24 protein-coding genes are annotated in these 24,083 nt (G+C 71.8%); 14 read left to right on the top strand and 10 right to left on the bottom strand.

Going from position 1 to position 24,083, the window contains the following annotated elements; translation table 11 throughout:
• Nucleotides 1–114 precede the first annotated feature (114 nt).
• Together BLW78_RS03715 and BLW78_RS03710 are read left to right on the top strand one after the other, a co-directional pair.
• Nucleotides 115–321 (top strand): DUF2842 domain-containing protein, encoded by a 207-nt coding sequence (locus BLW78_RS03715; RefSeq protein ID WP_012319661.1) that lies wholly within the window; start codon nt 115–117, stop codon nt 319–321.
• A 66-nt stretch (nt 322–387) separates the two neighbouring features.
• The gene (locus tag BLW78_RS03710) at nt 388–753 is read left to right on the top strand and encodes a hypothetical protein (RefSeq protein ID WP_020092097.1); all 366 of its coding nucleotides are present in this window, start codon (nt 388–390) and stop codon (nt 751–753) included.
• Between the two features lie 24 nt (nt 754–777).
• Here BLW78_RS03710 and aat read toward each other — a convergent pair whose 3' ends face one another.
• The 4 genes from aat to BLW78_RS03690 all read right to left on the bottom strand — a co-directional run bounded on the left by aat (nt 778) and on the right by BLW78_RS03690 (nt 4,413).
• Nucleotides 778–1,461, bottom strand: a complete 684-nt coding sequence (aat, locus tag BLW78_RS03705) for a leucyl/phenylalanyl-tRNA--protein transferase (protein WP_020092098.1) — start codon at nt 1,459–1,461, stop codon at nt 778–780.
• Nucleotides 1,462–1,540: 79 nt separating this feature from the next.
• Nucleotides 1,541–2,893, bottom strand: coding sequence for an acetyl-CoA carboxylase biotin carboxylase subunit (accC, locus tag BLW78_RS03700; RefSeq protein WP_091676759.1), 1,353 nt, complete (start codon nt 2,891–2,893; stop codon nt 1,541–1,543).
• A gap of 104 nt (nt 2,894–2,997) precedes the next feature.
• A complete protein-coding gene (gene accB / locus BLW78_RS03695) occupies nt 2,998–3,474 on the bottom strand; it encodes an acetyl-CoA carboxylase biotin carboxyl carrier protein (RefSeq protein WP_091676757.1) in 477 nt (158 codons plus the stop codon).
• Between the two features lie 156 nt (nt 3,475–3,630).
• Nucleotides 3,631–4,413: a DsbA family protein gene (locus BLW78_RS03690; RefSeq protein ID WP_020092101.1), complete on the bottom strand. Its 783-nt coding sequence runs from the start codon at nt 4,411–4,413 to the stop codon at nt 3,631–3,633.
• Nucleotides 4,414–4,596: 183 nt separating this feature from the next.
• Here BLW78_RS03690 and BLW78_RS03685 point away from each other — a divergent pair, with 183 nt between their 5' ends.
• Complete coding sequence (locus tag BLW78_RS03685; RefSeq protein ID WP_091676754.1) at nt 4,597–5,751, top strand: pyridoxal phosphate-dependent aminotransferase; 1,155 nt, start codon at nt 4,597–4,599, stop codon at nt 5,749–5,751.
• Between the two features lie 4 nt (nt 5,752–5,755).
• On the opposite strand, the gene gph is transcribed toward BLW78_RS03685, so the two are convergent.
• Nucleotides 5,756–6,448: a phosphoglycolate phosphatase gene (gene gph, locus BLW78_RS03680; protein ID WP_091676751.1), complete on the bottom strand. Its 693-nt coding sequence runs from the start codon at nt 6,446–6,448 to the stop codon at nt 5,756–5,758.
• Between the two features lie 172 nt (nt 6,449–6,620).
• Here gph and BLW78_RS03675 point away from each other — a divergent pair, with 172 nt between their 5' ends.
• The 7 genes from BLW78_RS03675 (at nt 6,621) to BLW78_RS03645 (ending at nt 13,082) form a co-directional block, all read left to right on the top strand.
• Nucleotides 6,621–7,085 carry a hypothetical protein gene (locus BLW78_RS03675; protein WP_020092104.1) on the top strand — a complete coding sequence of 155 codons (465 nt, stop codon included), beginning with the start codon at nt 6,621–6,623 and terminating at the stop codon, nt 7,083–7,085.
• 129 nt (nt 7,086–7,214) lie between these two features.
• On the top strand, nt 7,215–7,928 hold the full coding sequence (gene rpiA / locus BLW78_RS03670; protein ID WP_020092105.1) for a ribose-5-phosphate isomerase RpiA: 714 nt from the start codon (nt 7,215–7,217) through the stop codon (nt 7,926–7,928).
• A gap of 44 nt (nt 7,929–7,972) precedes the next feature.
• The gene (locus tag BLW78_RS03665; protein ID WP_091676749.1) at nt 7,973–8,557 is read left to right on the top strand and encodes a DUF2059 domain-containing protein; all 585 of its coding nucleotides are present in this window, start codon (nt 7,973–7,975) and stop codon (nt 8,555–8,557) included.
• A 42-nt stretch (nt 8,558–8,599) separates the two neighbouring features.
• Nucleotides 8,600–9,820, top strand: coding sequence for an O-antigen ligase family protein (locus tag BLW78_RS03660; RefSeq protein WP_244526761.1), 1,221 nt, complete (start codon nt 8,600–8,602; stop codon nt 9,818–9,820).
• A complete protein-coding gene (gene gor, locus BLW78_RS03655) occupies nt 9,817–11,199 on the top strand; it encodes a glutathione-disulfide reductase (protein ID WP_091676743.1) in 1,383 nt (460 codons plus the stop codon). Before BLW78_RS03660 ends, gor begins: the two co-directional genes overlap by 4 nt.
• 55 nt (nt 11,200–11,254) lie before the next feature.
• Nucleotides 11,255–11,572, top strand: coding sequence for an RNA polymerase sigma factor region1.1 domain-containing protein (locus BLW78_RS03650; RefSeq protein ID WP_020092109.1), 318 nt, complete (start codon nt 11,255–11,257; stop codon nt 11,570–11,572).
• A 127-nt stretch (nt 11,573–11,699) separates the two neighbouring features.
• On the top strand, nt 11,700–13,082 hold the full coding sequence (locus BLW78_RS03645) for a class II 3-deoxy-7-phosphoheptulonate synthase (RefSeq protein ID WP_020092110.1): 1,383 nt from the start codon (nt 11,700–11,702) through the stop codon (nt 13,080–13,082).
• A gap of 87 nt (nt 13,083–13,169) precedes the next feature.
• On the opposite strand, the gene BLW78_RS03640 is transcribed toward BLW78_RS03645, so the two are convergent.
• The 3 genes from BLW78_RS03640 to BLW78_RS03630 all read right to left on the bottom strand — a co-directional run bounded on the left by BLW78_RS03640 (nt 13,170) and on the right by BLW78_RS03630 (nt 18,542).
• Complete coding sequence (locus tag BLW78_RS03640) at nt 13,170–16,052, bottom strand: EAL domain-containing protein (protein ID WP_091676741.1); 2,883 nt, start codon at nt 16,050–16,052, stop codon at nt 13,170–13,172.
• A 412-nt stretch (nt 16,053–16,464) separates the two neighbouring features.
• Entirely contained in the window at nt 16,465–17,739 is a 1,275-nt protein-coding gene (locus BLW78_RS03635; protein ID WP_091676738.1) for an efflux RND transporter periplasmic adaptor subunit, read from the bottom strand.
• Between the two features lie 101 nt (nt 17,740–17,840).
• The gene (locus BLW78_RS03630; protein ID WP_091676735.1) at nt 17,841–18,542 is read right to left on the bottom strand and encodes a sulfate transporter family protein; all 702 of its coding nucleotides are present in this window, start codon (nt 18,540–18,542) and stop codon (nt 17,841–17,843) included.
• A gap of 230 nt (nt 18,543–18,772) precedes the next feature.
• On the opposite strand from BLW78_RS03630, the gene BLW78_RS03625 reads away from it, so the two are divergent.
• On the top strand, nt 18,773–20,032 hold the full coding sequence (locus tag BLW78_RS03625; protein ID WP_244526773.1) for a flavin monoamine oxidase family protein: 1,260 nt from the start codon (nt 18,773–18,775) through the stop codon (nt 20,030–20,032).
• Between the two features lie 87 nt (nt 20,033–20,119).
• The gene (locus BLW78_RS03620) at nt 20,120–20,746 is read left to right on the top strand and encodes a Crp/Fnr family transcriptional regulator (RefSeq protein WP_056528908.1); all 627 of its coding nucleotides are present in this window, start codon (nt 20,120–20,122) and stop codon (nt 20,744–20,746) included.
• A 32-nt stretch (nt 20,747–20,778) separates the two neighbouring features.
• Here the strand turns inward: BLW78_RS03620 and BLW78_RS03615 are convergent, their stop codons facing one another.
• Nucleotides 20,779–21,777 (bottom strand): 2-hydroxyacid dehydrogenase, encoded by a 999-nt coding sequence (locus BLW78_RS03615; protein WP_020092116.1) that lies wholly within the window; start codon nt 21,775–21,777, stop codon nt 20,779–20,781.
• Nucleotides 21,778–22,048: 271 nt separating this feature from the next.
• Here BLW78_RS03615 and BLW78_RS03610 point away from each other — a divergent pair, with 271 nt between their 5' ends.
• Nucleotides 22,049–22,612: an SH3 domain-containing protein gene (locus tag BLW78_RS03610; protein ID WP_091676730.1), complete on the top strand. Its 564-nt coding sequence runs from the start codon at nt 22,049–22,051 to the stop codon at nt 22,610–22,612.
• Between the two features lie 140 nt (nt 22,613–22,752).
• On the opposite strand, the gene irr is transcribed toward BLW78_RS03610, so the two are convergent.
• On the bottom strand, nt 22,753–23,268 hold the full coding sequence (gene irr / locus BLW78_RS03605) for a Fur family transcriptional regulator Irr (RefSeq protein WP_012319639.1): 516 nt from the start codon (nt 23,266–23,268) through the stop codon (nt 22,753–22,755).
• Between the two features lie 215 nt (nt 23,269–23,483).
• Between irr and fabA the strand changes: the two genes are divergently transcribed.
• Nucleotides 23,484–24,020 (top strand): 3-hydroxyacyl-[acyl-carrier-protein] dehydratase FabA, encoded by a 537-nt coding sequence (gene fabA / locus BLW78_RS03600; RefSeq protein ID WP_091676726.1) that lies wholly within the window; start codon nt 23,484–23,486, stop codon nt 24,018–24,020.
• Nucleotides 24,021–24,083 lie beyond the last annotated feature (63 nt).

The following is a 24,083-nucleotide window of genomic DNA, read 5'->3' as shown; positions in this document are numbered from 1 at the left end:
CAGCGGGCGCGTTGCCAACCGGGTTCTAGGTCGGTAGCCGTCGCCCGTCCGAGCCCGCGGCGCTGCCCGCGGGACCAGGAGCACTGTTCGAAGGCACGGTCCAGGAACACAGCAATGCGCCGCCGCACCCGGACCCTGATCGGCACCCTCGCCATCCTGGTCTTCGTCTGCCTCTACGGGCCGCTGGCGATGACCCTGGCCGATAGCCGCATCTCGGAGACGCCGGCGGCGGTGCAGGCGGTGATCTACTCGATCCTCGGCATCGCGTGGATCTTCCCACTGATGCCGCTGATCCGGTGGATGGAGCGGCCCGATCGCTGAGGCCGACCCTCGATTTTGCCGCACTCGGGGATCACAAGCCTGCCGTCGCCGCTCGAGACCCCCTCCGTGCACCGCCCGACTCTCTGCCTCAAGCCGCTGGCCGCTCTCGTCGTGCTGCTCGCGCCCCTGCCGGCCCTGGCGCAGGGGACACCGCGCTCCATCGGTGAATGCGAGCGTCTCAAGAACGACCTCGCCTACAACCAGTGTCTCGCGATGTTCGGACCGGCGGCCAAGAACGTCGCCGGGGGCTACGCCTCGGCCGATACGGCGGTCGCCATGGCGGCGACGCCCGCGGCGGCCATGGCCGAGCCGATCCCGCAGGTGGAGGAGACGGTCGAGGCCAGCACCAGCCGGCGTCGACGCTACCGGTCCGTGCGCGGCCGTCAATACGCCTCGTTCTCGACCGGCTACCGCCACCGGCGTCGGCGCTAGCGGCCACCGGCCCGCGTCACTGCACTAACGGCGATCCGGAGCTTCGAGCGCCTCGAGGACCCGCGTACCCGGAACCGAACCGTCGCCGGGCCAGACGTTCCAGTCGGCGACCTGATCGAGGGCCTCGGCAAGGCGGCGCTTGTAGACGTGGCGCGGCACTTCCTCGGCACCGAACTGCGACAGGTGGTCGGTGACGAACTGGGTATCGGCGAGCCGGTAGCGCCCGGCGCGCAGGCGGGCCATCAGGTGGACGAGGGCGACCTTCGAGGCGTCGCGGACCTCGTGGAACATGCTCTCGCCGAAGAAGGCCGCCCCCAGCGAGACGCCGTACAGGCCGCCGACGAGCCGGCCGTCCGCGCCCGCGTAGACCTCGACCGTGTGGACGTGGCCGATATCGAACAGGGCGCCGTAGAGCTCGCGGATCCGCCCGTTGATCCAGGTGCGCTCGCTGTCCCGCCGGGGCGCCGCGCAGCCGTCGATCACCCCGTCGAAATCGGTGTCGCAGCGGACCACGAACTGGTCGGACCGGACCGTCCGGGCGAGGCGCCGGGGAACGCGGAACGTGTCGAGGGGCAGAACGCCGCGCGCCTTGGGTTCGACCCAGTAGAGCGTGGGATCGTCGGCATCCTCCGCCATCGGGAAGATGCCCGCCGCGTAGGCCTTCAGCAGGATCTCAGGGGTGATGTCCACGCGGGCGGTGTCGTGCATGCCGTGAATGTCGCGCGCGGACGGCGCGAAGACCAGATCCCGCGCGCGCCGCGCTCGCCGCAGCCCCGCCCAGGTCCGGTCAGGCTTTCATGCCGCCGTCTTCCAGGAAATGCTCCAGCCAGTGAATGTCGTAAAGGCCGTTCTGCACGTCCGGGTTGCGGACCAGCGTCCGGAAAAGCGGCAGCGTCGTGTCGATCCCGTCGATGACGAACTCGTCCAGGGCGCGCCGCAGCCGCATGAGGCACTCGTTGCGGGTCCGGCCGTGGACGATCAGCTTGCCGATCAGCGAATCGTAGTTCGGCGGGATCCGATAGCCCTGGAACGCGGCCGAATCGACGCGGACGCCGAGGCCGCCGGGGGTGTGGTAGTGGGTGATCTCACCGGGCGACGGCCGGAAGGTCTCCGGGTGCTCGGCGTTGATCCGGCACTCGATGGCGTGGCCCTCGACCTTGATGTCCGCCTGGCTCACCGAGAGCGGGCCGCCCGAGGCGACCTGGATCTGCTCGATGACGAGGTCGATCCCGGTTATCATCTCGGTGACCGGATGCTCGACCTGGATGCGGGTGTTCATCTCGATGAAGTAGAAGCGTCCGTCCTCGTAGAGGAACTCGATGGTTCCGGCGCCGAGGTAGCCGAGCTCCTTCATGGCGTTGGCGCAGATGCCGCCGATCTCGGCGCGCATCGACTCGTTGAGGGCCGGCGAACCGCCTTCCTCCCAGACCTTCTGGTGTCGGCGCTGGAGGGAGCAGTCGCGCTCGGCAAGGTGCACGGCGCCGCCGCGGCCGTCGCCGAGCACCTGCACCTCGATGTGCCGGGGCTTCTCCAGATATTTCTCGAGATAGACCGCGTCGTCGCCGAAGGCGGCCTTGGCCTCGGACTTGGCCATGCCGATCGCCTGCTCCAGCTCGGCCTCGGAGCGCGCCACCTTCATGCCGCGGCCGCCGCCGCCGGCCGCCGCCTTGACGAGCACGGGGTAGCCGATCCCGGCAGCCACGCGCTTGGCCGTGTCGATGTCGTCGACGCCGCCCTCGGAACCCGGCACGCAGGGGATGCCGAGCTTCAGCGCCGTGCGCTTGGCCTCGATCTTGTCGCCCATGGTGCGGATGTGCTGCGCCTTGGGTCCGATGAAGCCGATCTGGTGATGGGCCAGAACCTCGGCGAAGCGGGCATTCTCCGACAGGAAGCCGTAGCCGGGATGCACGGCATCGGCCCCGGTGATCTCGCAGGCCGCGATGATCGACGGGATGTTGAGGTAGCTGTCGCGGGCGGCCGGTGGCCCGATGCAGACGCTCTCGTCGGCGAGGCGCACGTGCATCGCGTCCGCGTCGGCGGTGGAGTGGACCGCCACGGTAGCGATCCCGAGCTCCTTCGCCGCCCGCAGGATGCGCAGGGCGATCTCGCCGCGGTTCGCGATCAGGATCTTGTCGAACATCGGACCCGTTAGGGCGTCCTGGCGATCCCGGACCGCGCAGGATGCTCTATCCTCTCGTGTTGCGGCGTCGTCCGGGACTGGGCGGCGGGCGCCCGGCGGACGTCCTAGGTGATGACGAGCAGGGCCTCGCCGAACTCGACCGGCTGACCGTCCTCGACGAAGATGGCGCTGATCGTGCCGGCGCGGGGCGCCACGATCTCGTTGAAGGTCTTCATCGCCTCGATCAGCAACAGCTTGTCGCCGACCGCGACCGTCGAGCCGACATCCACGAAGGCCTTGGCGTCGGGCGAGGGTCGGAGATAGGCGGTTCCGACCATCGGCGAGGGCACGGTGCCGGGCTGCGCGCGGGCCGGCTCGGCCGGGGCGAGGGGAGACGACGCGGCGGGCGCGGAAACCAGAGGCGGGGCGACGGCCGCGAGCGGCGCGGGCGCCGCGACCTGCACGCTCACGGGCTCGAGCCGCCGCGCCACGCGGATGCGCAGGTCGCCCTTCTCGACCTCGATCTCGGACAGGCCGGTCTCGGTCACGAGGTTGGCGAGCTCGCGCACGAGCTCGGGATCGATGGCGTCGTTCTTTGGCATCCGGCCTACTTCGTCTCGCGGCACGTCGGTGCGTCCATCCGGGCTCGGCCCTGGACCCCACCGCGGCCCTGCGGCTGGCGGCTCTTAGACGAAGGCGCCCCGGCGCGACAAGGCTGCGCGGACCGCCTTCGGGGTTCCTCGGCCCGATCCGTCAGCTCAGCAGGAGGCGTGGCCGCACTGGCGCACGTCGGCGATGGTCTTGCGCATCGGCTCGACGCCGACGGCGCCCGGGATCACCTCGTCGCCGATGATGAAAGCCGGCGTGCCCGACAGGCCCAGGCGGTCGCCGAGGCCGCGGTTCTCGCTGAGCGCGGCCTTCACCTCGGGGGAGGCCATGTCCTTCTGCAGCTTGGCCGTGTCGACGCCCATGTCCTTGGCGACCTGGATCGCCCGGGCGCCGTTCACCCGGCCCTTGGTTTCCAGAAGCTTCTGATGAAACTCGAACAGCTTGTCGCCCTTCAGCTGCTGGCGCACCGCGACGGCGACCTGGCTGGCCTCCAGCGATTCCGGGCCGAGGACCGGGAAGTCCTTGATGACCACCCGCAGCTTCGGGTCGGATTTGATCAGCGCCTGGATGTCGCCCAGGGCCTTGCGGCAGTAGCCGCAATTGTAATCGAAGAACTCGACCAGCGTGACGTCGCCCGACGGGTTGCCGGCAACGACGTCGTGGGGACCGTTGTGGAGAGCCTCGCGCGACTCCTTGAGGGCGGCGGCCTGGGCCAGGCGCTGCGTCTCGGCCTGCTGCTTCTCGGCCTCGGCGAGGGCCTCCTGGAGCACCTCGGGATGCTTGATCAGGTAGTCCTTGACGATCGCCTCGATGCCGGCGCGCTGCGCGTCGGTGAACGGCGCGGCGGGGGGCGTCGCGGTCTGCGCGAGGGCCGGGACGGCGACGAGGCCGAGCGCCAGGACCAGCGCGGGCAGGGGGCGGATGAAGGGCATAGATCCTCGCTTGCGCGGCGGGGCGGCCCGCGCGTGGCGCGAGCGGTAGGGGCTGGGTTAGGCGTTTTCGCGGCGTCCGGTCAATTCCCGCGGCGAGGGCGGCGTGCGCCGCCGGCTTGAGGCGGGAAGGGGGAGCGTCTAACCCCCGGAGGCTCCAGCGTCGTCCGGCTCAGAGCAGACCCCATGATCCCGATCTCCCGGCGCGCCGCCGCCGTCCAGCCGTTCCTCGCGATGGATGTCATGGCCGCCGCCGCCGCCAAGGCGCGGGCCGGCAGCGACGTGGTGCGGATGGAGGTCGGCCAGCCGTCGGCGCCGGCGCCCCGGGCGGTCATCGCGGCCGCGCAGGGGGCGCTCGCGACCGGCCGCGTGCCCTACACCGAGGCCCTGGGCCTGCCGTCCCTGCGCGCCCGCATCGCCCGGGACTACGCGGAGCGGCACGGCGTCGCGGTTAGCCCGGAGCGCGTGGTGATCACCACCGGATCCTCGGCCGGCTTCATCCTCGCCTTCATGAGCCTGTTCGACTCCGGCGCCCGGGTCGCCGTCCCGCAGCCCGGCTATCCCGCCTATCGCAGCATCCTGGCCGCCCTCGACCTCGTGCCGGCGCCGATGGTGCTGCGCGCCGAGGACCGCTTCGCGCCGACCGCCGCCCTGCTGCGCGAGACCCACGCCCGCGCGCCAGTCTCCGGGGCACTGGTGATGAGCCCGGCGAACCCCTCCGGCACAGTCATCACGGAGGGCGCCCTGCAGGATCTCTGCGCGGCGGCGCGCGGCCTCGGCCTGCCGCTGATCTCCGACGAGATCTATCACGGCCTCAGCTACGGCGAGCCCACCGTCACGGCCCTGCGCTTCGACCCCGACGCGGTCGTGATCAACTCGTTCTCGAAGTACCACTGCATGACCGGCTGGCGCGTCGGCTGGATGGTCGTGCCGGAGGCGCTGGTCCGCCCGATCGAGCGGCTGGCCCAGAACCTCTACATCTCCGCGCCGTACCTGTCGCAGGTCGGCGCCCTGGCAGCCTTCGACGCGACGGACGAACTCGACGCCGTTCGCGACGGCTACGCACGCAACCGCGCGATCCTCCTGGACGCGCTGCCGGCCCTCGGCCTCGGCCGCGTCCACCCGGCCGACGGCGCCTTCTACCTCTACGCGGACGTCTCGGACCTCACCAACGACGCTTCGGACTTCTGCCGGCGCATGCTCGACGAGGCGCACGTCGCGGCGACGCCGGGCCTCGATTTCGATCCGGACGTGGGCAACCACCACGTCCGCTTCTCCTTCGCGGGCTCGGAGACCGAGTGCCGCGAGGCGGCGCGGCGCCTGAAGGCGTGGCTGCGCTGACAGGTCAGGCCGCCGGCACGAGCGCGCCGACCGCCTCGACCAGCTCCGAGAAGTGCTCGATCACCCAGTCGGGCCCGAGCTCGGCGACCGGGCGGTCGGTGTAGCCGAAGGTGACCGCCACCACCGGGATCCCGGCGGCCTTGGCGGTGTCGATGTCGGTGCGGGAATCGCCCACCATCACCGCGCGGGCCGGATCGCCGTCGGCGCGGGCGATGGTGCCGGTCAGGTGGCGGGGGTCGGGCTTCGACTGCGGGAAGGTGTCCCGACCGCAGATCGCCGCGAAGCGGTGGCCGATGCCGAGGAGGCGCAGCAGCTCGACCGACTGCCCCTCGTACTTGTTGGTGCAGACCGCGAGCCGGAAACCCGCCGCCTCGAGGGCGTCGAGCGCCTCGACGACGCCCGGGAAGAGGTGGGACGTGTCGGCGAGGTGCGCCCCGTAATGGGCAATGAAGGCGTCGAACAGCCGGTCGTGGTCCTCCGGGGAGAGTGGCCGGCCCTCGGCCTCGAAACCCCGCCGGATCAGCGCCCGGGCGCCGGCGCCGATCAGCCCGCGCGCCTGCGAGAGGGGCAGCTCGGCCAATCCCTCGCGCTTCATCAGCACGTTGAGGGTGCCGATAAGGTCGCCCGCGGTCTCAGCGAGCGTCCCGTCCAGGTCGAAAACGGCGATCGGGGGCTTGCGCGTCGATTCGGTAGACATGCCTTGGCGGTTCCGTGCTCGGCGGGATCTCGAACGGCGTCGCTATCGGGGCCGGGCACCCGGGGCAAGCCGACCGGCGCGGCACGGCGGATGCGCGGATCGTCTCACCGGGCGCCCCAGACTCGCCCGAAAGCGCAGCGAAACGCAGCGCGTACCAGCCCCGGGACCCGCGATGAAACTCTTCCTGCCCCTCCTGGCCGCCTGCGCCGCGCTGCAAGCCCTGCCGGCGGCGGCGACCTCCTTCGAGTTCGTGCCCGCCCCGCAGACCGACCTGAACCGGATGTACCGAGTCGACAAGGTGACCGGCGAGGTGACCTCCTGCCAGTACGGCCTCCAGGAATCGGCGGGCGGCATCGGCCAGACGGTCTGCTTCGGATCGGGAGAGGGCGCCGGGCCGCAGACCCCGTCCGAATACGGGCTGGTGGCGAGCCGGCATACCCGCGAGGCCGGCGTCTTCCGGGTGAACTACCGCACCGGCGAGATGAGCATCTGTTTCGTGCTGGTGAAGAAGGAGCAGGTCGTCTGCACCCAGCAGGGCAAGCCGGGCGCCGAGGGCGCGTCCGACGCGCCGCTGACCGGTCCGGCCCCGGGTCGCGCGGGCGCCAGCGCCACCCCGACACAGGGCGGCCGTCCGTGACGCGGCCGTGCGGGCGGGGCGTTCCGGTCGGCCCGGTCCCGTGCTAGGGGCCGCCCGACGCCCACGGAAAGACCGGCTGCCCATGACCCGCGCTCCCTCGCTCCCCCTCGCCGACCGGGCCGTGTCCCGGTGAGTGGGCCGGACCTGAGGCGGGCCGCCGCCGCCCGCGCCCTCGACCTCGTCGAACCGGGCATGCGGCTCGGCCTCGGCACGGGCTCCACGGCGGCGGCCTTCGTGGCGCTCCTCGGCGAGCGCGTCCGCGCCGGCCTCGACATCGTCGGCGTCCCGACCTCCGAGGCCACGCGCGCGCAGGCCGAGGGCCTGGGCATCCGCCTCGCGACCCTGGACGAGCAGCCCGAGCTCGACCTGACCATCGACGGCGCCGACGAGGTCGACGACCGGCTGCGCCTGATCAAGGGCGGCGGCGCGGCACTCCTGCGCGAGAAGATCGTCGCCTGCGCGAGCCATCGCATGGTGGTGATCGCCGACGCGGCCAAGCACGTGGCGCGGCTGGGCGCCTTCCCGCTCCCGATCGAGGTCAATCCCTTCGGCCTCAAGGCCACGCACCGGGCCGTCGAGGCCGCAATCGCCGGGACCGGCTGCTCCGGCGAGGTCCGGCTGCGCGCCCTGACGGATGGCAAGCCCCTGGTCACCGACGGAGGCCATTACATCCTCGACGCGCGCCTCGGAGCGATTCCTGATCCGGAGGCCCTCGGCGCCGCCCTCTGGGCCGTGCCGGGCGTCGTCGAGCACGGTCTGTTCCTCGGCATCGCCGACGCCGCGATCCTGGCGGCGGCGCGGGACGGGCAGGCCGAGGTCACCGTTCTCGGCAGCCTCACCTGAGGCGCCGCCCTCCATCGCCGGCCATCCTCGCAAGAAAGTCCAGCATGTCCCGTCGCCTCACCGCCGTGCCAGGCCTCGCGCTCAGCCTCGCGCTCGGCCTCGCGCTCCCCCACGCGGCGGTCGCGCAGCCGCAGAAGGCCGCGCAGGCCAAGCCGGCGGCGCAGCCGGCCGCCGGCGCCCCCGCGGCCAACAGCCCGGCCGCGGCCACCTACACGCCGGCCCACCTCGCCCTGGCCCGCGAGGTGATGCTCAGCTCCGGCATCGCCCGGTCGTTCGACTCGGTGCTGCCGGCCTTCGCCGACCAGATCCGCAAGCAGGCGGTCACCCGTCCCGAGCTGTCCAAGGACCTCGAGGAGGTCCTGGCCTCGCTGCAGCCGGAGATGGAGCTGCAGAAGCAGCGCATGATCGACATCGCGGCGCGCACCTACGCCTCGAAGTTCTCGGAAACCGAGTTGAAGGAGATCGCGACCTTCTTCCGCTCGCCCGCCGGCAAGCACTACGTCGAGGCGCAGCCGCAGCTCCTCGACGAGATGGTGCAGGAGATGCAGGACTGGACGCAGGACGTCTCCGAATACGTCATGGTCCGCGTCCGCGCCGAGATGGGCAAGCGCGGACACCAGATGCAGTGAGGGCAGCCGCTCCCGGGGGCGGATCGCCGTGAGAGGTCGTCCATGAGAGCGGCCGGCCGCATGTACGCGGCGGGCGGCGCGCTCCTCGCGGCCATGCCGCTCGCCATGGTGCTGGCCAACCGGTCGAGCCCGCTGGTCGTCGGGCTGGCGGCGCTCGCCTTCCTGGCCGGACGATGGGCGGAGGACGCGTCCGCCCTGCGCCGCGCGCTGCTGTCCCCGCTGCGGACGCCGCTCGCCGGGGCGGCGCTCGCCTTCCTGGCCTGGGCGCTGGTCTCGCTGGCCTGGAGCCCGTTCCCGGCGGCCTCCCTGCGGGTGCTGGGCGAGTTCATCCCGACGCTGCTTGCCGCCTACCTGCTGGCCTGCCTCGCGCCCGGCCGGATCCCGGCCTTCGCGCCGCGGCTCGGCGCGATCGCGATCGCGCTGGCGGGACTCCTGATCGCCGTTGATCTCGCCTCGGATCTGGCCCTGGAGCGGGCCCTCGGGCGCCGGGTCGCAGCCTTCGTGCACAACCGGCCGGCCCTGACCCTCGACCTCGTGGCCGGCCCGCTGGCCCTCGTCCTCTGGAAGGACCGCGCCCGCGGCCTCGCCGCCGCGACGCTCGCCTTCGCGAGCCTCGGCGTGGTCCGCTCGATCAGCGGCGCCGCCCAGCTCGGCCTTCTGGCGGGTGCCGCGATGGCGACCCTCGCGCTTTCGCTGCCCAGGCGGGTCGGCATAGGCCTCGCCGGACTCGGTCTCGGCCTCGCGCTGGTCCTCGCCCCGGTCGAGGGCGACCTCCTCGCCCGCGCCATGCCGGAGGCCGCCCACGAGCGCCTCGTCCAGTCCTCGTCCCGGGCCCGGGTCGCGATCGCGCGCAGCTTCGGGGCCGCGGTGGCAGCCGATCCCTGGCGCGGCGCGGGCGTCGGCACCAGCGCGCGCTTCGCCGAGACGGCCGTCGCGCAGACGGTGCCGCCGGAGATGCGCGTCCTCCTCGGGGTCGGGCACCCGCACAACAGCTTCCTGCAGGTCTGGGCCGAACTCGGCCTGCCCGGCGCGATCCTCGCTGCGCTGACCGCGATGCTGATGCTCGCCCGGATCGCGCGGCTGCCGCGGCCGGACCGCGCGGCGGCGCTCGGCCTCGTGGCCTGCGCGGCTTCGATCGCCTTCGTCGAGCACAACGGCTGGGCCGCGTGGTGGACGGCGGGGCTCGGCGCTGCCATCACTTGGATGCGCGCGGCCCCTCAGGGCGGCGCGATCGAGAGATCCGAGCGGGACGGTCCGGCATGAGCGCGTTCGACGTCGACCTCTTCGTCATCGGCGGCGGGTCCGGTGGTGTCCGCGCGGCGCGGATCGCGGCCGGGTACGGCGCGCGGGTGATGCTGGCCGAGGAGTACCGGGTGGGCGGAACCTGCGTGATCCGCGGCTGCGTCCCGAAGAAGCTGATGGTCTATGCCGGCCGCTTCGCCGACGAGTTTGAGGACGCCGCGGGCTTCGGGTGGACGGTGGAGAAGCCCCGCTTCGACTGGGGCACGCTCAAGGCGCGGCGCGACGCGGAGGTGACCCGGCTCGAAGGCATCTACGACACCAACCTGATCCGCGCCGGCGTCGAGATCGTGCCCGAGCGGGCGGTGATCGAGGATCCCCACACGATCCGCCTCGTCGCGTCCGGCCGCACCATCCGGGCCGAGCGGATCCTGGTGGCGGTCGGCGCGCACCCCGTGGAGGAGCCGGCGGTGCCGGGCATCGACCTGGCGATCACCTCCAACGAGGTGTTCGAGCTGGAGCGCCTGCCGGACCGGATCCTGGTGATCGGCGGCGGCTACATCGCGGTGGAGTTCGCGGGCGTCTTCGCGGCGCTCGGCAGCCGCACGACGCTGCTGCACCGGGGCGACAGGTTGCTGCGCGGGTTCGACGACGAGATCCGCGACGCTCTGGCCGAAGCCTACGCCCAGCGCATGGACCTGCGGCTCGGGCGCACGCTGCGGCGCATCGAGCGCCGGGACGGCGGCCTCTGCGCGCAGCTCGACGACGGCGGCGAGATCCTGGTGGACGAGGCGCTCGTCGCCACGGGGCGGCGGCCGAACGTCGAGGGCCTCGGCCTCGACCGGGTCGGCATAGAGACCGACGCCGCCGGCGCGATCCCGGTCGACGCCTACTCGCAGACCAAGGTGCCGTCGATCTACGCGGTGGGCGACGTGACCAACCGCGCCAACCTGACGCCGGTGGCGATCCGCGAGGGTCACGCCTTCGCCGACACGGTCTACGGCGGCAAGCCGGCCTGCGTCGACCATCGCCTGATCCCGACCGCGGTGTTCTCGACCCCCGAGATCGGCGTCGTCGGCCACAACGAGGCGGCCGCCCGGGCGATCTACGGCAAGATCGACGTCTACAAGGCGCGCTTCCGCCCGATGAAGGCGACCCTGTCCGGCCGCGAGGAGCGGATCTTCATGAAGGTGCTGGTCGACTGCGCCAGCGACCGCGTCGTCGGCGTCCACATCTTCGGCCACGATGCCGGGGAGATGATCCAGGCGGTGGGCATCGCCGTGACCATGGGCGCCACGAAGGCCGATTTCGACCGGACCATCGCGGTCCACCCGACAGCCGCCGAGGAGCTGGTGACCATGCGCGTCCCGGAGGTCACCAAGCACCCGGTCGGCGTCGGCTGAGACCTGCGCCGCGGCCGGGGCTCGACGCGGTGCGCGACCGAGCCATATCAGGGTCATGGGCAAGCAGGGCACCGGCAAGGGACGACGCGAGGACGACGCGCACGCGCGGCGGCAGGCGATCATCGACGGCCTGCTGGAGGACGCCCTGCGGCCGGCCTTCCACCGGCCGCCGAGCCACGAGGCCCTCTCCCCGGACATCCGGCATGCGATTGACCGCCTCCTGGCCAAAGCTGAGGCGCAGCGCAGCCGCAACCTGACCTACGACGACCTGGAGGAGGCGCTGCCGCCCCGGGACGTCTCGGCCGAGGATCTGGAGGCGATCTTCTGGATTCTGGCCGAGCACGGGATCGAGGTCGAGGACGGCGAGGCCTGACCCGAGACCTGAATCCGGGACGCGCCTGCCCCCCAGTTCACGGCACTCGCCAGTGTAGAGGAACCTCTCTATAAGCCGCGCTTCGCGCGTAGGCGCGATCGCACGAAGAGGTGCGCGGAGAGAGACCATGGGCGAGCGTTGGACACCGAAGAGCTGGAGACATCTGCCGATCGAGCAGGTCCCCACCTATCCGGACGCCGCCAGCCTCGGTGCCGTCGAGTCGCAGATCGCGAGCTTTCCGCCGCTGGTCTTTGCCGGTGAGGCCCGCAAGCTGAAGGCCGCGCTCGGGCGCGTCGCCGCGGGCCAGGCCTTCCTGCTCCAGGGCGGCGACTGCGCCGAGAGCTTCGACGAGCACTCTGCCGACAACATCCGCGACTTCTTCCGGGTGTTCCTGCAGATGGCGATGGTGCTGACCTTCGCGGGCGGTTCGCCCGTGGTGAAGGTCGGGCGCATCGCCGGGCAGTTCGCCAAGCCGCGCTCGTCGCCGACCGAGACCCTCGAGGGCGTGAGCCTGCCGAGCTACCGGGGCGACATCATCAACGGCATCGGCTTCACCGAGGAGTCGCGGGTGCCGGATCCGCGCCGCCAGCTCGAGGCGTACCGGCAATCGGCCGCGACGCTGAACCTGCTGCGCGCCTTCGCAACCGGCGGTTACGCGAACCTCGAGAATGCGCATCGCTGGATGCTGGGCTTCGTGAAGGATTCGCCGCAATCCTCGCGTTACCAGGACGTGGCCGGCCGCATGACCGACGCGCTCGACTTCATGCGGGCGATCGGCATCAATCCGGAGACCCATCCGGAGGTGCGGACCACCGACTTCTACACCAGTCACGAGGCCCTGCTGCTCGGCTACGAGGAGGCGCTGACCCGCGTCGATTCGACGACCGGCGACTGGTACGCGACCTCCGGCCACATGCTGTGGATCGGCGACCGGACCCGGCAGCCGGACCACGCCCACGTCGAGTACGCCCGCGGCATCAAGAACCCGATCGGCCTCAAGTGCGGCCCGTCCATGAAGGCGGAGGGCCTGATCCGGCTCATCGACCTGCTCAACCCGGAGAACGAGCCGGGGCGCCTCAGCCTGATCTGCCGCTTCGGCGCCGACAAGGTCGGCGACCACCTGCCGGCGCTGATTCGGGCGGTCGAGCGGGAAGGGCGCTCGGTCGTGTGGATCTGCGATCCGATGCACGGCAACACGATCCCGGCCGGCCGCTACAAGACCCGGCCGTTCGAGCGGGTGATGCAGGAGATCGAGGGCTTCTTCGGCGTCCACCGCGCCGAGGGCACCTTCGCGGGCGGCATCCACCTGGAGATGACCGGCAAGGACGTGACCGAGTGCACGGGCGGCGCCCGGGCGCTGACGGCAGACGACCTGCAGGACCGCTACCACACCTACTGCGACCCGCGTCTCAACGCGGAGCAGGCGCTGGAGGTGGCGTTCCGCACGGCCGAGCTGGTCAAGGCCGAGCGCAGCCACATCGAGCGCCCGCGCCTCGACGCGGCCGAGTAGGGCGGATCTCCGACCGGTCATCCGATCGGCCAACGACGCGCGCTGTCCCCTCGCGGGGGCGGCGCGCACCGCCGGACGCCACGATGGTCAGGCGATCGCCCGGAGCGTGCCGTTCCAGCGGCGGATGACCGAGGCGACCTCCGAGACGGGGACGGCGCGGCTGAACAGGTAGCCCTGGACCTCGTCGCAGCCTTCGGCGCGCAGTTGCGCGAGTTGCGCCTCCGTCTCGACGCCCTCGGCGGTCGTCGTCATGCCGAGGCTGGCACCGAGGCCGATCACCGCCCGAACGATGAAATCGGTCCCGTCCTTCACGCACAGGTCGCGCACGAAGGACTGGTCGATCTTGATCTTGTCGAACGGGAAGGAGCGCAGGTAGCTGAGCGACGAGTAGCCGGTGCCGAAATCGTCCATCGCCACGCGCACGCCCAGCGCGCGCAGGCTGTGCAGGATCGCCGTCGTCGCACCGGGATTGGCCACTAGGACCGTCTCGGTGATCTCCAGCTCCAGGCGCCGGCCCGGCAACCCGGTCCGCCGCAACGCCTCGCGCACGGCGGTGACGAGGCTCGCCGAGGTGAACTGCACGGCCGAGACGTTGACGGCGACCTTGAGCTCGTCCGGCCAGCGGGCGGCCTCCTCGCAGGCGCGGCGCAGCACCCACTCGCCGAGCGGCACGATCAGCCCGAGCTCCTCGGCGATCGGGATGAATTCGGCCGGCGAGACGGAGCCGCGGACCGCGTGGTTCCAGCGCAGCAGCGCCTCGAAGCCGCAGATCCGGTCCGTCTCGAGGCTGTAGATCGGCTGGTAGTAGACCTCGAACGCCTCCCGGGCGAGGGCGTCACGCAGGTCGCGCTCCATGATCCGCCGGGCCATGAGGCGGGCATCCATGGCCGGTTCGAAGAAGCGGAACGCTCCGCGCGCCTCGGCCTTGCCCCGGTCGAGGGCGACTTCGGCGTTCTTCAGGAGCTTGTCCGCGTCGGACCCGTCGCTCGGGGCGAGGGTGATGCCGATGGTGAGCCCGACGCAGATCGTGTGGTGGGTGAGGCTGTAGGGCGCGCCGACGACCTCGATGATGCGCCGGGCGAGGATGGCGGCGTCCTCGGGCCGGTCGACGCCGCGCTGGACCACGATGAACTCGTCGGCTCCGAGGCGCGCGACGCAGTCGATCTCGCGCACGCAGGCGGTGAGCCGATTCGCGACCGCGACGAGCAGCTCGTCGCCGATCCCGTGGCCCAGGGTCTCGTTGACCGGCCGGAAGTCGTCGAGGTCGATGGCGAAGACCGCGAAGCCCTGGTCGCGCCCGGCCTGCGCCACGGCCACGTCGATCTGCTGCCCCACCGCCACCCGGTTGGGCAGGCCGGTCAGCATGTCGTGATGCGCCAGGAAGGCGATGCGGGCCTCGGCCCGGCGGCGCTCCGTGACGTCCTCGTAGGTGGCCACGAAGCCGCCATCGGCGGCCTCGCGCCGGTCGATGGCGACGATGCGGCCGTTGCTCAGCTCCTGGAAATGCGTCTGCCAAACGCCGTTGCTGAAGGCGTCGCGCTGCTGGCGCAGCAGCGCTTCGAGATCGCAGCCGGGATGGTTGCCGGCCGCGAGACTGGCGCTCAGGACCTCGAGGGCCGTCATGCCGGGTACGACCGTGCCGGGCGGCAGGCCGTAGATCTCGCCGTAGCGCCGGTTGACCACCATCAACCGATGCTGCGCGTCGTACAGGCAGAGCCCCTGGGACATGGTGTCGAGGGCCGCATCGAGGCGCAGGTTGGTCCGGGTCAGGAAATGCGCCTGCTCCTTGAGCAGGCTGATATCGCTGCACACCGCGATGAAGCCGCCCTGCCGGGTCGCGGTGCGGCTCACCCGCAGCCAGCGGCCGTCGGCCAACCGGACGTCGCCGTCCCGGGCCAGGGCTCCGAAGCGATCCTCCGGGACATCCGAGCGGTAGTCCTGCGGCTCGTGCGCAACCTTCGTCAGCGACAGACCGGCCTCGATGGCAGCGTCGAGCCCGTCGAAGAAGCGCAGGGCCTGCGCGTTGGCCAGGGTGATCCGGCCGTCGGCATCGACCACGACGACGCCTTCCCGTGCTGTCTGCAGCGCGTCCGTCACCTGCGTCTCGGTGCCCCGGCGCTGGCTGCCCTCGCGGAGCGTGAGAGCCCGGATGGTCGACCGCATCGCCGCGACGGCGTTCAGCAGCCGGCTCAACGGGTCGCGGCCGCCGGTGGGGATCCGATCGTCGCGCTGGCCGCCCGCGATCCGTTCGGCCGCCTCGGCCGCCGCGCCGACCGATCCGCCGATGTGGCGGGTGAGCAGCCAGGCGATCGGCCCGCAGGCGATGATCACGAGGGCCGCCGCGATGGCGTGCCACCGGACGACGCCCCGCACGCGCTGACGCGCAGCTTGCCGGAAGGTGAATCCGTCGCCGGCCATGACGTTGATCAGGAGATCGATCTGACCTTCGACGGCGTCGGCCTGCCGTTCGAGAGCCGCCGCCTGATCCGGCCGCACCGTCACGGGATCGAGTACGCGGCGCAGGCTCTCCCAGGACGCCACGCTGGTCTGGACGGCCTCGGCCGTCCGCGCCGCCCGCTCGGACTGGGCCCGCTCGGCCGCGATGGTGAGATCCTCGGCCAGGATCGCCGAGAGGTCGGTGATGTCCGCATCCCGCTTCGCCACCTCGGCAGCGTCGCCGGTCTGCATCCGCCGGACGAGGGCAGCGCGCATCTTCGCGAAGTCGGCCGCCACCGCGCGGGCGAAGCTGATCGAGGTCAGGGATTCGTCGTAGGTCCGTGTGACGAGCGTGCCGACCTGCGTGATCGCCAAGCCAGCCGAGAGCGCGAGCGCGCCCAGGAGAAGACCGACACTGAGGAAGGCGACGCTGACCGCGGCGCGGATCGACGTGATACGGCCCGTCCGCGTGGCGGCCGCGCGGGTGTGCCCGGCTCGGTCCGCGCACGCCGTCGGTGTCTCGGGATCTCGCATCGCACAGGTCGCTGGGTCACACGTCCGGCCAGCGATAAATGTCACTTGTTAAGAGGCAATTAGCTGGCTTGTCTCAGATCACGGATCAGCTGCGCACGACCGTCACGGAGCAATCGGCGGATCGTGCACAGTCGACCGCACGATCGGTGAAATCTTCGGCACCGCGCTTCTGCCGGCGAGCGGATCCCGTCGATTGAACGCAACCTTTCATTACGAGTGGCGCGCATTTGAGCAACGGATCCGACCGGCGCGATGCTCATGTCGCCAGCTCGGCACCGATATACCGACCGGTTTCCGACAGCTCAGAGGCCGTATCCGCACGCCGGCCGCGCCGTCGCGACGCGGTCCGCGGCCGGCGCGCCCGAATGATTCCCGCGGTCGAGTGATTCCCGCGGTCGAGTGTTTCCCGCGTTCACCGCTGCGCCGAGCGGAGCGGCCCGGGCGGAGGCGGTGACTTCAGGGGCTCGACCGACTGGCCGTCCCGCAGATCCGGGGCGGGGCTGTAGATGATCCGGCTGTCGGCGGGCAGCCCCGAGTCGAGCTCCAGCGTGCGCCCGAGATCGCGCCGGACGCGGATCGTTCGCCACGTCACCCGGTCGTCGTCGCTGAGGGTGGCGACCCTGAGGTCGTTGCCGTCGAACACCGTCGCCTCGGCGGGGATCGACACGCCGGGCTCGGCCCGGGGGATCTTGAGGGTGACGTAGGCGTACAGCCCGGCCCGCAGCGCCCGGTCGGCGTTGGGGACGTCCACCTGGGTGGTCAGCGTGCGCGACGCCGCGTTCAGCGCGACGGAGCTGCGCTCCACGTAGCCTTCGAAGCGCCGGCCCGGCATCTGCGGCACGGTGATCTCGGCACGGACGCCGGGCTTGACGCCGACGGCATCCTTCTGCGGCACGTTGACGGTGATGCGCAGCAGGCTGTCCTGATCCATGGTCAGCAGCGGCGTGCCCCCGTTGTCGGCGCGGACGAGGTCGCCGACATCGACGTTGCGCACGGTCACGACCCCGTCGAACGGCGCCACGACACGCTCGAAGGCGGTGAGCGCCTTCAGGCGGTCGACCACAGCCTCCTGCGCCTTGATGTTGGCGGTGGCGACCTTCACGCCGGCCTCGGCGGCGGCGAGCGCGGCGGCCTGGCTCAGCACGCCCGCCTTGGTGTTGTCGGCGTTCTGCCGCGAGGCCCAGCCCTGCACGGCAAGGGTGCTGGTGCGGTTGTTGGTGAGGTTGGCGAGGTTCACGTTCGCGCGGGCCTGCTCGACCTGCGCCTGCGCCTGGAGCAGCTGCGCCTTCAGCTGGCCGACCTGCGCCTCGGCCTGCGCGAGCTGCTGGTCGAGATCCGGTGCGGCGATGCGCAGAAGGAGGTCGCCCGCCTTGACCCGGGATCCGATATCGACCCGGCGCTCCGCGATGTAGCCGGTGGCGCGCGCGGCGATCGCCGCCGTGGTGAAGGCCTGGATCTCGCCGGGAAGCACGAGATCGAGGGGCCCCTCGGCCCGCGCGGCGGCCACGGTGCGCACCTGCGGCACGAGGGTCTTGATCCGCTCCAGCGTCGCGGTCGCCTCCACGTCGCGCTGCCAGTGACCGTAGGCACCCCAGGCGAGCAGGCCGAGTCCGGCGAGGCCGACCAGCAGGAACGGGGCCTTGCCGGGGGGCGGAGGGACGTCCGAGCCCGCGTCGTGCGCCTTCATCGATCGGCTCTCCGCCCCGGACATCCGGCCGGGTCACGGTGAGGGTAGCGGCCGGCGGCCCGGCCCGCCAGCGTGTGCATTGGCCGCATCGGCGCGCCGGCCTAACGCGCAGGCCCGGCCACCAGCAGGCGCCGGCTGAGGCGCTTGTGCAGGTGGACCATCAGGGCGATGCCGAAGAGGGGCGTCAGCAGGTTGAGAACCGGGACGATCATCAGGCCGGCCAGCAGGCAACCGGCGCCGAGCGTCCGGACCGAGAAGGCGCGGCGCATCTCGGCGGCCTCGGGAAGGGGGCGGAACCGGGCCGCCGCCATCTCGAAGTACTCGCGGGACAGCAGGTAGGCGTTGGCGGCGAAGAAGGCCGCGATCCCGATGACAGGGACGAAGAAGATCACCAGGGCCGCGAGGTTCACCAGCAGCGTCACACCGGCGAAGCGCAGGGCGTAGAGCATGGCGGTCCCGAACGGCATGGCGCGTCCGGGCGGCTCGTTCGGGAAATCGGTGCGCTCGACGATCTCGGCCGCGTCGTCGAGGAAGAAGCCCGCCACCAGGATCGAGACCGCCGGCATCAGGTAGGCGAGGGCCACGACCAGACCGAAACCCGCGAGGTAGTAGGCGAGGCTGTCGAGGATCGGGTACTGGGCGGAGATGTGGTGGCTCGCCTGGAAGGCCTGGATCAGCCGGGTCAGGCCGAGCCAGATCAGGAGCAGGAGCCCGACCGTCAGGCCGAGGGACTTCCACAGGATCGCGCGCAGCGGCGGCGAGAAGGTCTGGCGCAAAGCCGCCGCGGCGGACTCGACGAGCATCGGGCGAGAATTCCGGCCTGCGCCGGAAGCGGCGCTGGCGCGTTGTGGAGCGGTGCGGCGACCGGTGCAAGATCGGGCTCCGTCGCAGGGGCGGCAGGGTGCGGGGAGCACGCGTGCAGGACACGACAGGACAGGTCTCGGCGCCGCGGGCGCCCGATCTTCGGTGGAGCGACCCGGTCGTCCGGCCCACCTACAGGCCGCACCTCGCGCCGCTCCCCGAGAAGCCGGAGGTGCTGGTGATCGGCGCGGGCGCCGCCGGCATCGGCGCGGCCCGCACCCTCGTGGCCCGGGGCGTGCCCGTCGCGGTGCTGGAGGCGCGGGAGCGCGTCGGCGGCCGCGCCCTGACGGTGACCCTGCGCGGCCACGCCCTCGATCTCGGGGCCCACTGGCTCCATGCCGGGCCGATCAACCCCCTGGTGGCGCTCGGCCGGGCGCGCGGCGAGCGGCTCCGCCGGGCCGCGCAGGAGAGCCACGTCTGGGTCGGGGGCCGGCCGGGCCGCACCGACGACGTCCGGGCCAACGCGCGCGCCTTCGACCGCGCGGACCGCGCCATGACCCGTGGCGCCGCGCAGCCCGGCCCCGACCGGCCGGCCGCCAGCGCGCTGCCGCCCGGGCTCGGTGCCTGGGGCGACCGGGTCGTGCAGGTCCACGGCCTCGTCTCGGGCCGACCGCTGGAGGCGGTCTCGCTCCACGACTTCCCCAGCATGGAGTACGGCGACAACTACTTCCTGGCCGACGGCTACGGCAGCTACGTCGCCCGCTTGGCTGACGGCCTGCCGGTGGCGCTCGCGACGCCGGTGACGCGGATCGACTGGTCGGGCGGCCGCGTCCGCGCGACCGGCGCCGACGGGACCGTCTACGCCGCCCGCGCGGTCATCGTGACGGTGCCGATGATGGTGCTCCGGGACGGGCCGGCCTTCACGCCGCCGCTGCCGAATGCGGTGCGCGCCGCCATCGACGGCTTCACCACCGGCATCTACGAGCACGCGGTGCTGCACTGGCCGTCGAGCCCGTTCCGCGGCCGCGACCGGCTCGCCGCGATCCACGGCGGGCGGCGCGCACCGCCGGGCCTCCTCACCCGCATCGACGACACGCCGTTCCACTACTACGAACTCGACCTGCACGAGGCCGCGGCGATCGACGCCGCGGGATCCGGCGCGGACGGCGTGCGCCGCCACGTCCGCGCGGTCCTGGGCGAGCATTTCGGCCGGGCGCGGCTGCGCGACCTGACGATCCCCGCGGTGAGCGCGTGGCGCCACGACCGGTGGTCGCGCGGCTCGTGGGCCGTGGTCCCGCCGGGCCACGCGCCGGCGCGACAGGCCCTCCGCGCCGCCGTCGCCGACACCGTCTGGTTCGCCGGCGAGGCGCTGTCCCGGGAGCAGTGGGGCACGGTCGGGGGCGCCTACGCGGAAGGCGTCCGGGCCGCCGAGGCCGTGTCCGCCGTCGTACAGACAGGCGCCGGCGAGCGTATCCGGGCGGGCACAGGCTGAAGCGCGCGCGGCGCGGAACCTGCCGGAACGCTTGCCGCAGCCGGACAAGACAGGCATCCCCCGGCCGAAACGCGACAGGGGGCGGCGATGGATTGGGTCGAGGGCATCGGCTATCTCGGGACGGCGCTGACCATCACGGCGACGGCCATGAGCACGATGATCCCGCTGCGGATCATCTCGCTCTGCGCGAGCTGCGCCGTGATCACCTACGGCATCATGATCGGCAGCATGCCGGTGGTGCTGACCGAATTGATCCAGATGCCGTTCAACGCCTACCGGCTCTGGCAGATGCTGCGCCTCGTCCGGGACGTGGAGACGGCCGCCGAGAACGACCTGTCCCTGGAATGGCTCCGGCCCTTCGGCTCCCGACGCCCGTTCGGCATCGGCGAGGTGGTGTTCCGCAAGGGGGATCTCGCCACCGAGATGTACTACATCGAGAGCGGCGTGTTCCGGATCCCGGAGGTCGACCTCGAGGTGCGCCAGGGCGGGATCGTCGGCGAGCTCGGGCTCCTGTCGCCCGGCAACGCCCGCACCGCCTCGCTGGTCTGCGTCGAGGCGGGACACGCGCTGTGCGTGTCCTACTCGGACGTGAAGCAGCTCTACTACCAGAACCCCGAATTCGGGTTCTACTTCCTCAAGCTGACCAGCGAGCGGCTCTTCCAGGGTGTGCAGGGCATGTCCAAGCCCCAGGCGGTGGCCGGCGACGCCCTGTGAGGCGCCGCCGTCCGCTGCTGAGTGTCCGCCGCTCAGAGCATGCTCGGCAGGATGCGGTCCGGCGGCCGGTGTCCGTCCATGAAGGTCTTGATGTTGATGATGACCTTCTCGCCCATGTCGGTGCGGCTCTCGTAGGTCGCCGAGCCCATGTGGGGCAGGAGGACGACCTTGCCCTGGCGGGCGAGCTTGACGAGGCGCGGGCTGACGGCGGGCTCCTGCTCGAACACGTCGAGGCCGGCCGCCGAGACCTCCCCGCCCTCGATCAGGCGCGCCAGGGCGTTCTCGTCGATCACCTCGCCGCGGGCCGTGTTGACCACGATCGCCTCGGGCTTGAGCAGCTTGAGGCGCCGGGCCGAGAGCAGATGGTAGGTGGCGGGCGTGTGCGGGCAGTTCACCGACACGATGTCGACGCGCGCCAGCATCTGGTCGAGGGATTCCCAGTAGGTCGCGTCCAGCGCGCTCTCGATGGCGGCCGGCACCCGGCGGCGGTTGTGGTAGTGCACCTGCAGTCCGAAGGCGCGGGCGCGCTTGGCCAGCGCCTGGCCGATCCGGCCCATGCCGACGATGCCGAGGCGCTTGCCGGTGATGCGCCGGCCGAGCATCCAGGTCGGCGACCAGCCGGTGGTCCACTCGTCGTCCGGGATGATCCGCGCGCCCTCGGTGACCCGGCGGGCGACCGCGAGGATCAGCGCCATCGTCATGTCGGCGGTGTCCTCGGTCAGCACGCCGGGCGTGTTGGTGACCGTGATGCCGCGCTCCAGTGCCGCCGCCACGTCGATGTGATCGACGCCGTTGCCGAAATTGGCGATCAGGCGGAGGTTCGGGCCGGCCTGGGCGATCAGCCCGGCATCGATCTCGTCGGTCACGGTGGGGACGAGCACGTCGGCCTCGCGCAGGGCCGACGCCATCGCGTCCGGCGCCATCGGCGCGTCCTCGGAATTGAGCCGGACGTCGAACAGCTCGCGCATCCGCGTCTCGACGGCATCCGGCAGGCGCCGCGTCACGACCACCAGCGGCTTGCGCTTCGACACGTCTCTCTCCCCCGTCAGCCCAGCGGCCTTGATTGCGGCTCGCGCCCGGCGGCTCCCGCCCGGACCGCGTCCCGCAAGCGTCCGTTAACCGAACTCGGCCAGACAGGATCGGTCACGGGGCGCCGGTTCCGGAGCCTGTTCCGACCCATCGGCCTCTCTACCAGAGGTGGGCCGGAACACAATCGGATGCGGACCGGTCCGCGTGTCGAACCGGCCCCGCTTTCGACATGTCCGGCGCCCAGCAACGCCACGTCTGGATAGGGAGACGACCATGCGCGTGTCACGCCTCAGCCTCGCCGTCGCGGCGGTGCTGGCCGGCGGCCTCGCGACCGGTGCCCGCGCGGCGCCGCCGACCGGCCCCGAGGCCGGGGTCGGGCCGGTGACCAAGCTGCCGCTGCCGCGCTACGCGAGCCTGAAGACCGATCGGGTCAACCTCCGCGAAGGCCCCTCGAAGGATCACCGGACGCTCTGGGTGTTCCAGCGGGCCGGCCTGCCGGTCGAGATCGTGGGCGAGTTCGAGACCTGGCGCAGGATCCGCGATTCGGAGGGCACCGAGGGCTGGGTGCTGCACTCGCTGCTGTCCGGGCGCCGCACCGCCATCGTGAATGCCGGCCCCGACAAGGGTGTCGAGAAGGCGGCCGTGTCGCTGCGGGCCAAGGCCGACGACGGCGCCGACGACGAGGCCAAGCTCCAGACCGGCGTAATCGGGAGCGTCAAGAGCTGCACCGGCACGTGGTGCCGCATGATCGTCGCGCTGCCCAACAAGCGGGACGTCGACGGCTACATCCGCCAGAATCGCCTGTGGGGCGTCTACCCGAACGAGGTCGTGGAATAGCGGTCCGGGCGCCCCGACGGCGCCCGTCCGTCATTCCGGGCGGCGGCGCGCCAGCTCCCGGCACGCCGGCAACCCGAAAAAGCGAAGGCCCGGACGATGCCGGGCCTCGCGTCGCTCGCGTACTGCGTTGGACCCGGGCCTCAGCCCTGGCGGCGGCCCGCCGGACGGCTGCGGCGCAGGCGCACGATCACCTCGACCCCGGCGATCTCCATGCCCTCGGGCGCCTCGGGCAGCGAATCGACCGTGATGCCGCAATCCGGCATGTCGATCACCTGGCTCTCGTCCTCCAGGTAGAAATGGTGGTGCTCGGTCGGGTTCGTGTCGAAATAGGCCTTCGACCCGTCGAGCGCGAGCTGGCGCAGGAGCCCGGCCTCGGTGAACTGGTGCAGCGTGTTGTAGACGGTCGCCAGCGAGACCGGCACCTTGGCGCGCATCGCCTCGTCGTACAGCATCTCCGCCGTCAGGTGGCGGTCGCCGCGGCCGAAGAGCAGCCAGCCCAGGGACAGGCGCTGCCGCGTCGGGCGCAGGCCGGCCCGACGCAGACGGTCGCGCAGGTCGGACAGCGGACAGCCGCGGCGCGGAGTCCCGTTGGCCTCCAACTGGGGGGCGGGGACCCGGCCGTTGAAGACGGCCTGGAATGGCACCGGTTCGGACATCGCTGGACTGAACGCTCGACGAGGGGCCTGAAGGAACGGATGTCTCCTCAGTATATTGAAGTGGTCGGACAGTCGCAACCCGAGCGTTGCCGCATACCCGCGGCTGCAGGCTTTGAAGGCGCGGCGCCCCGTGCTAACCCGCGCGCCAGCCGATGGGCCGAGTATAGTCGCCCGCGACGTGAAGATCGCGCACATCCGAGGAAACAGCCAACGCAATGCCGCCAGACGCCGAGACACAAGCGCATGGTGCGAACCGCCGGTCGCACTATTCCTACGAGGATCTTCTGGCCTGCGGGCGCGGCGAACTCTTCGGATCCGGCAACGCGCAGTTGCCGCTGCCGCCGATGCTGATGTTCGACCGGATCACGTCCATCGGGACCGAGGGCGGCGCCCACGGCAAGGGGCACGTGACGGCCGAGCTCGACATCCGGCCGGACCTCTGGTTCTTCCCCTGCCATTTCCAGGGCGACCCGGTGATGCCGGGCTGCCTCGGCCTCGACGCCCTCTGGCAGATGCTGGGCTTCCATCTCGGCTGGCTGGGCTCGCCGGGCCGCGGCCGCGCCCTGGGCGTCGGCGAGGTGAAGCTCGCCGGCCAGGTGCTGCCGACGATCAAGAAGGTCGTCTACAATGTCGACGTGAAGCGGGTCCGTCAGGGCAAGCTCGTGCTCGGCATCGGCGACGGCTGGCTCGAGGCCGATGGCGAGCGCGTCTATCAGGTCCAGGACATGCGGGTCGGCCTGTTCCAGAGCTGAGCCGCAGCCGCCGCGCGTCCGGTTCGCGGCTTGGCCGCAACGCCGGACGGTCTCGGCGGTTGA

This window comes from Methylobacterium sp. 275MFSha3.1 (genome assembly GCF_900108435.1).
Taxonomy (GTDB): domain Bacteria; phylum Pseudomonadota; class Alphaproteobacteria; order Rhizobiales; family Beijerinckiaceae; genus Methylobacterium.
This window is presented reverse-complemented; position numbering and strand designations above follow the sequence as displayed.

Excerpts from the sequence above, each read along its gene's own strand:
- BLW78_RS03715 (WP_012319661.1), top strand. The coding sequence starts at position 115 with ATGCGCCGCCGCACCCGGACCCTGATCGGCACCCTCGCCATCCTGGTC.
- aat (WP_020092098.1), bottom strand. The coding sequence starts at position 1,461 with ATGCACGACACCGCCCGCGTGGACATCACCCCTGAGATCCTGCTGAAG.
- accC (WP_091676759.1), bottom strand. The coding sequence starts at position 2,893 with ATGTTCGACAAGATCCTGATCGCGAACCGCGGCGAGATCGCCCTGCGC.
- accB (WP_091676757.1), bottom strand. The coding sequence starts at position 3,474 with ATGCCAAAGAACGACGCCATCGATCCCGAGCTCGTGCGCGAGCTCGCC.
- BLW78_RS03690 (WP_020092101.1), bottom strand. The coding sequence starts at position 4,413 with ATGCCCTTCATCCGCCCCCTGCCCGCGCTGGTCCTGGCGCTCGGCCTC.
- BLW78_RS03685 (WP_091676754.1), top strand. The coding sequence starts at position 4,597 with ATGATCCCGATCTCCCGGCGCGCCGCCGCCGTCCAGCCGTTCCTCGCG.
- gph (WP_091676751.1), bottom strand. The coding sequence starts at position 6,448 with ATGTCTACCGAATCGACGCGCAAGCCCCCGATCGCCGTTTTCGACCTG.
- BLW78_RS03675 (WP_020092104.1), top strand. The coding sequence starts at position 6,621 with ATGAAACTCTTCCTGCCCCTCCTGGCCGCCTGCGCCGCGCTGCAAGCC.
- BLW78_RS03665 (WP_091676749.1), top strand. The coding sequence starts at position 7,973 with ATGTCCCGTCGCCTCACCGCCGTGCCAGGCCTCGCGCTCAGCCTCGCG.
- BLW78_RS03660 (WP_244526761.1), top strand. The coding sequence starts at position 8,600 with ATGAGAGCGGCCGGCCGCATGTACGCGGCGGGCGGCGCGCTCCTCGCG.
- gor (WP_091676743.1), top strand. The coding sequence starts at position 9,817 with ATGAGCGCGTTCGACGTCGACCTCTTCGTCATCGGCGGCGGGTCCGGT.
- BLW78_RS03650 (WP_020092109.1), top strand. The coding sequence starts at position 11,255 with ATGGGCAAGCAGGGCACCGGCAAGGGACGACGCGAGGACGACGCGCAC.
- BLW78_RS03645 (WP_020092110.1), top strand. The coding sequence starts at position 11,700 with ATGGGCGAGCGTTGGACACCGAAGAGCTGGAGACATCTGCCGATCGAG.
- BLW78_RS03640 (WP_091676741.1), bottom strand. The coding sequence starts at position 16,052 with ATGCGAGATCCCGAGACACCGACGGCGTGCGCGGACCGAGCCGGGCAC.
- BLW78_RS03635 (WP_091676738.1), bottom strand. The coding sequence starts at position 17,739 with ATGAAGGCGCACGACGCGGGCTCGGACGTCCCTCCGCCCCCCGGCAAG.
- BLW78_RS03630 (WP_091676735.1), bottom strand. The coding sequence starts at position 18,542 with ATGCTCGTCGAGTCCGCCGCGGCGGCTTTGCGCCAGACCTTCTCGCCG.
- BLW78_RS03620 (WP_056528908.1), top strand. The coding sequence starts at position 20,120 with ATGGATTGGGTCGAGGGCATCGGCTATCTCGGGACGGCGCTGACCATC.
- BLW78_RS03610 (WP_091676730.1), top strand. The coding sequence starts at position 22,049 with ATGCGCGTGTCACGCCTCAGCCTCGCCGTCGCGGCGGTGCTGGCCGGC.
- irr (WP_012319639.1), bottom strand. The coding sequence starts at position 23,268 with ATGTCCGAACCGGTGCCATTCCAGGCCGTCTTCAACGGCCGGGTCCCC.
- fabA (WP_091676726.1), top strand. The coding sequence starts at position 23,484 with ATGCCGCCAGACGCCGAGACACAAGCGCATGGTGCGAACCGCCGGTCG.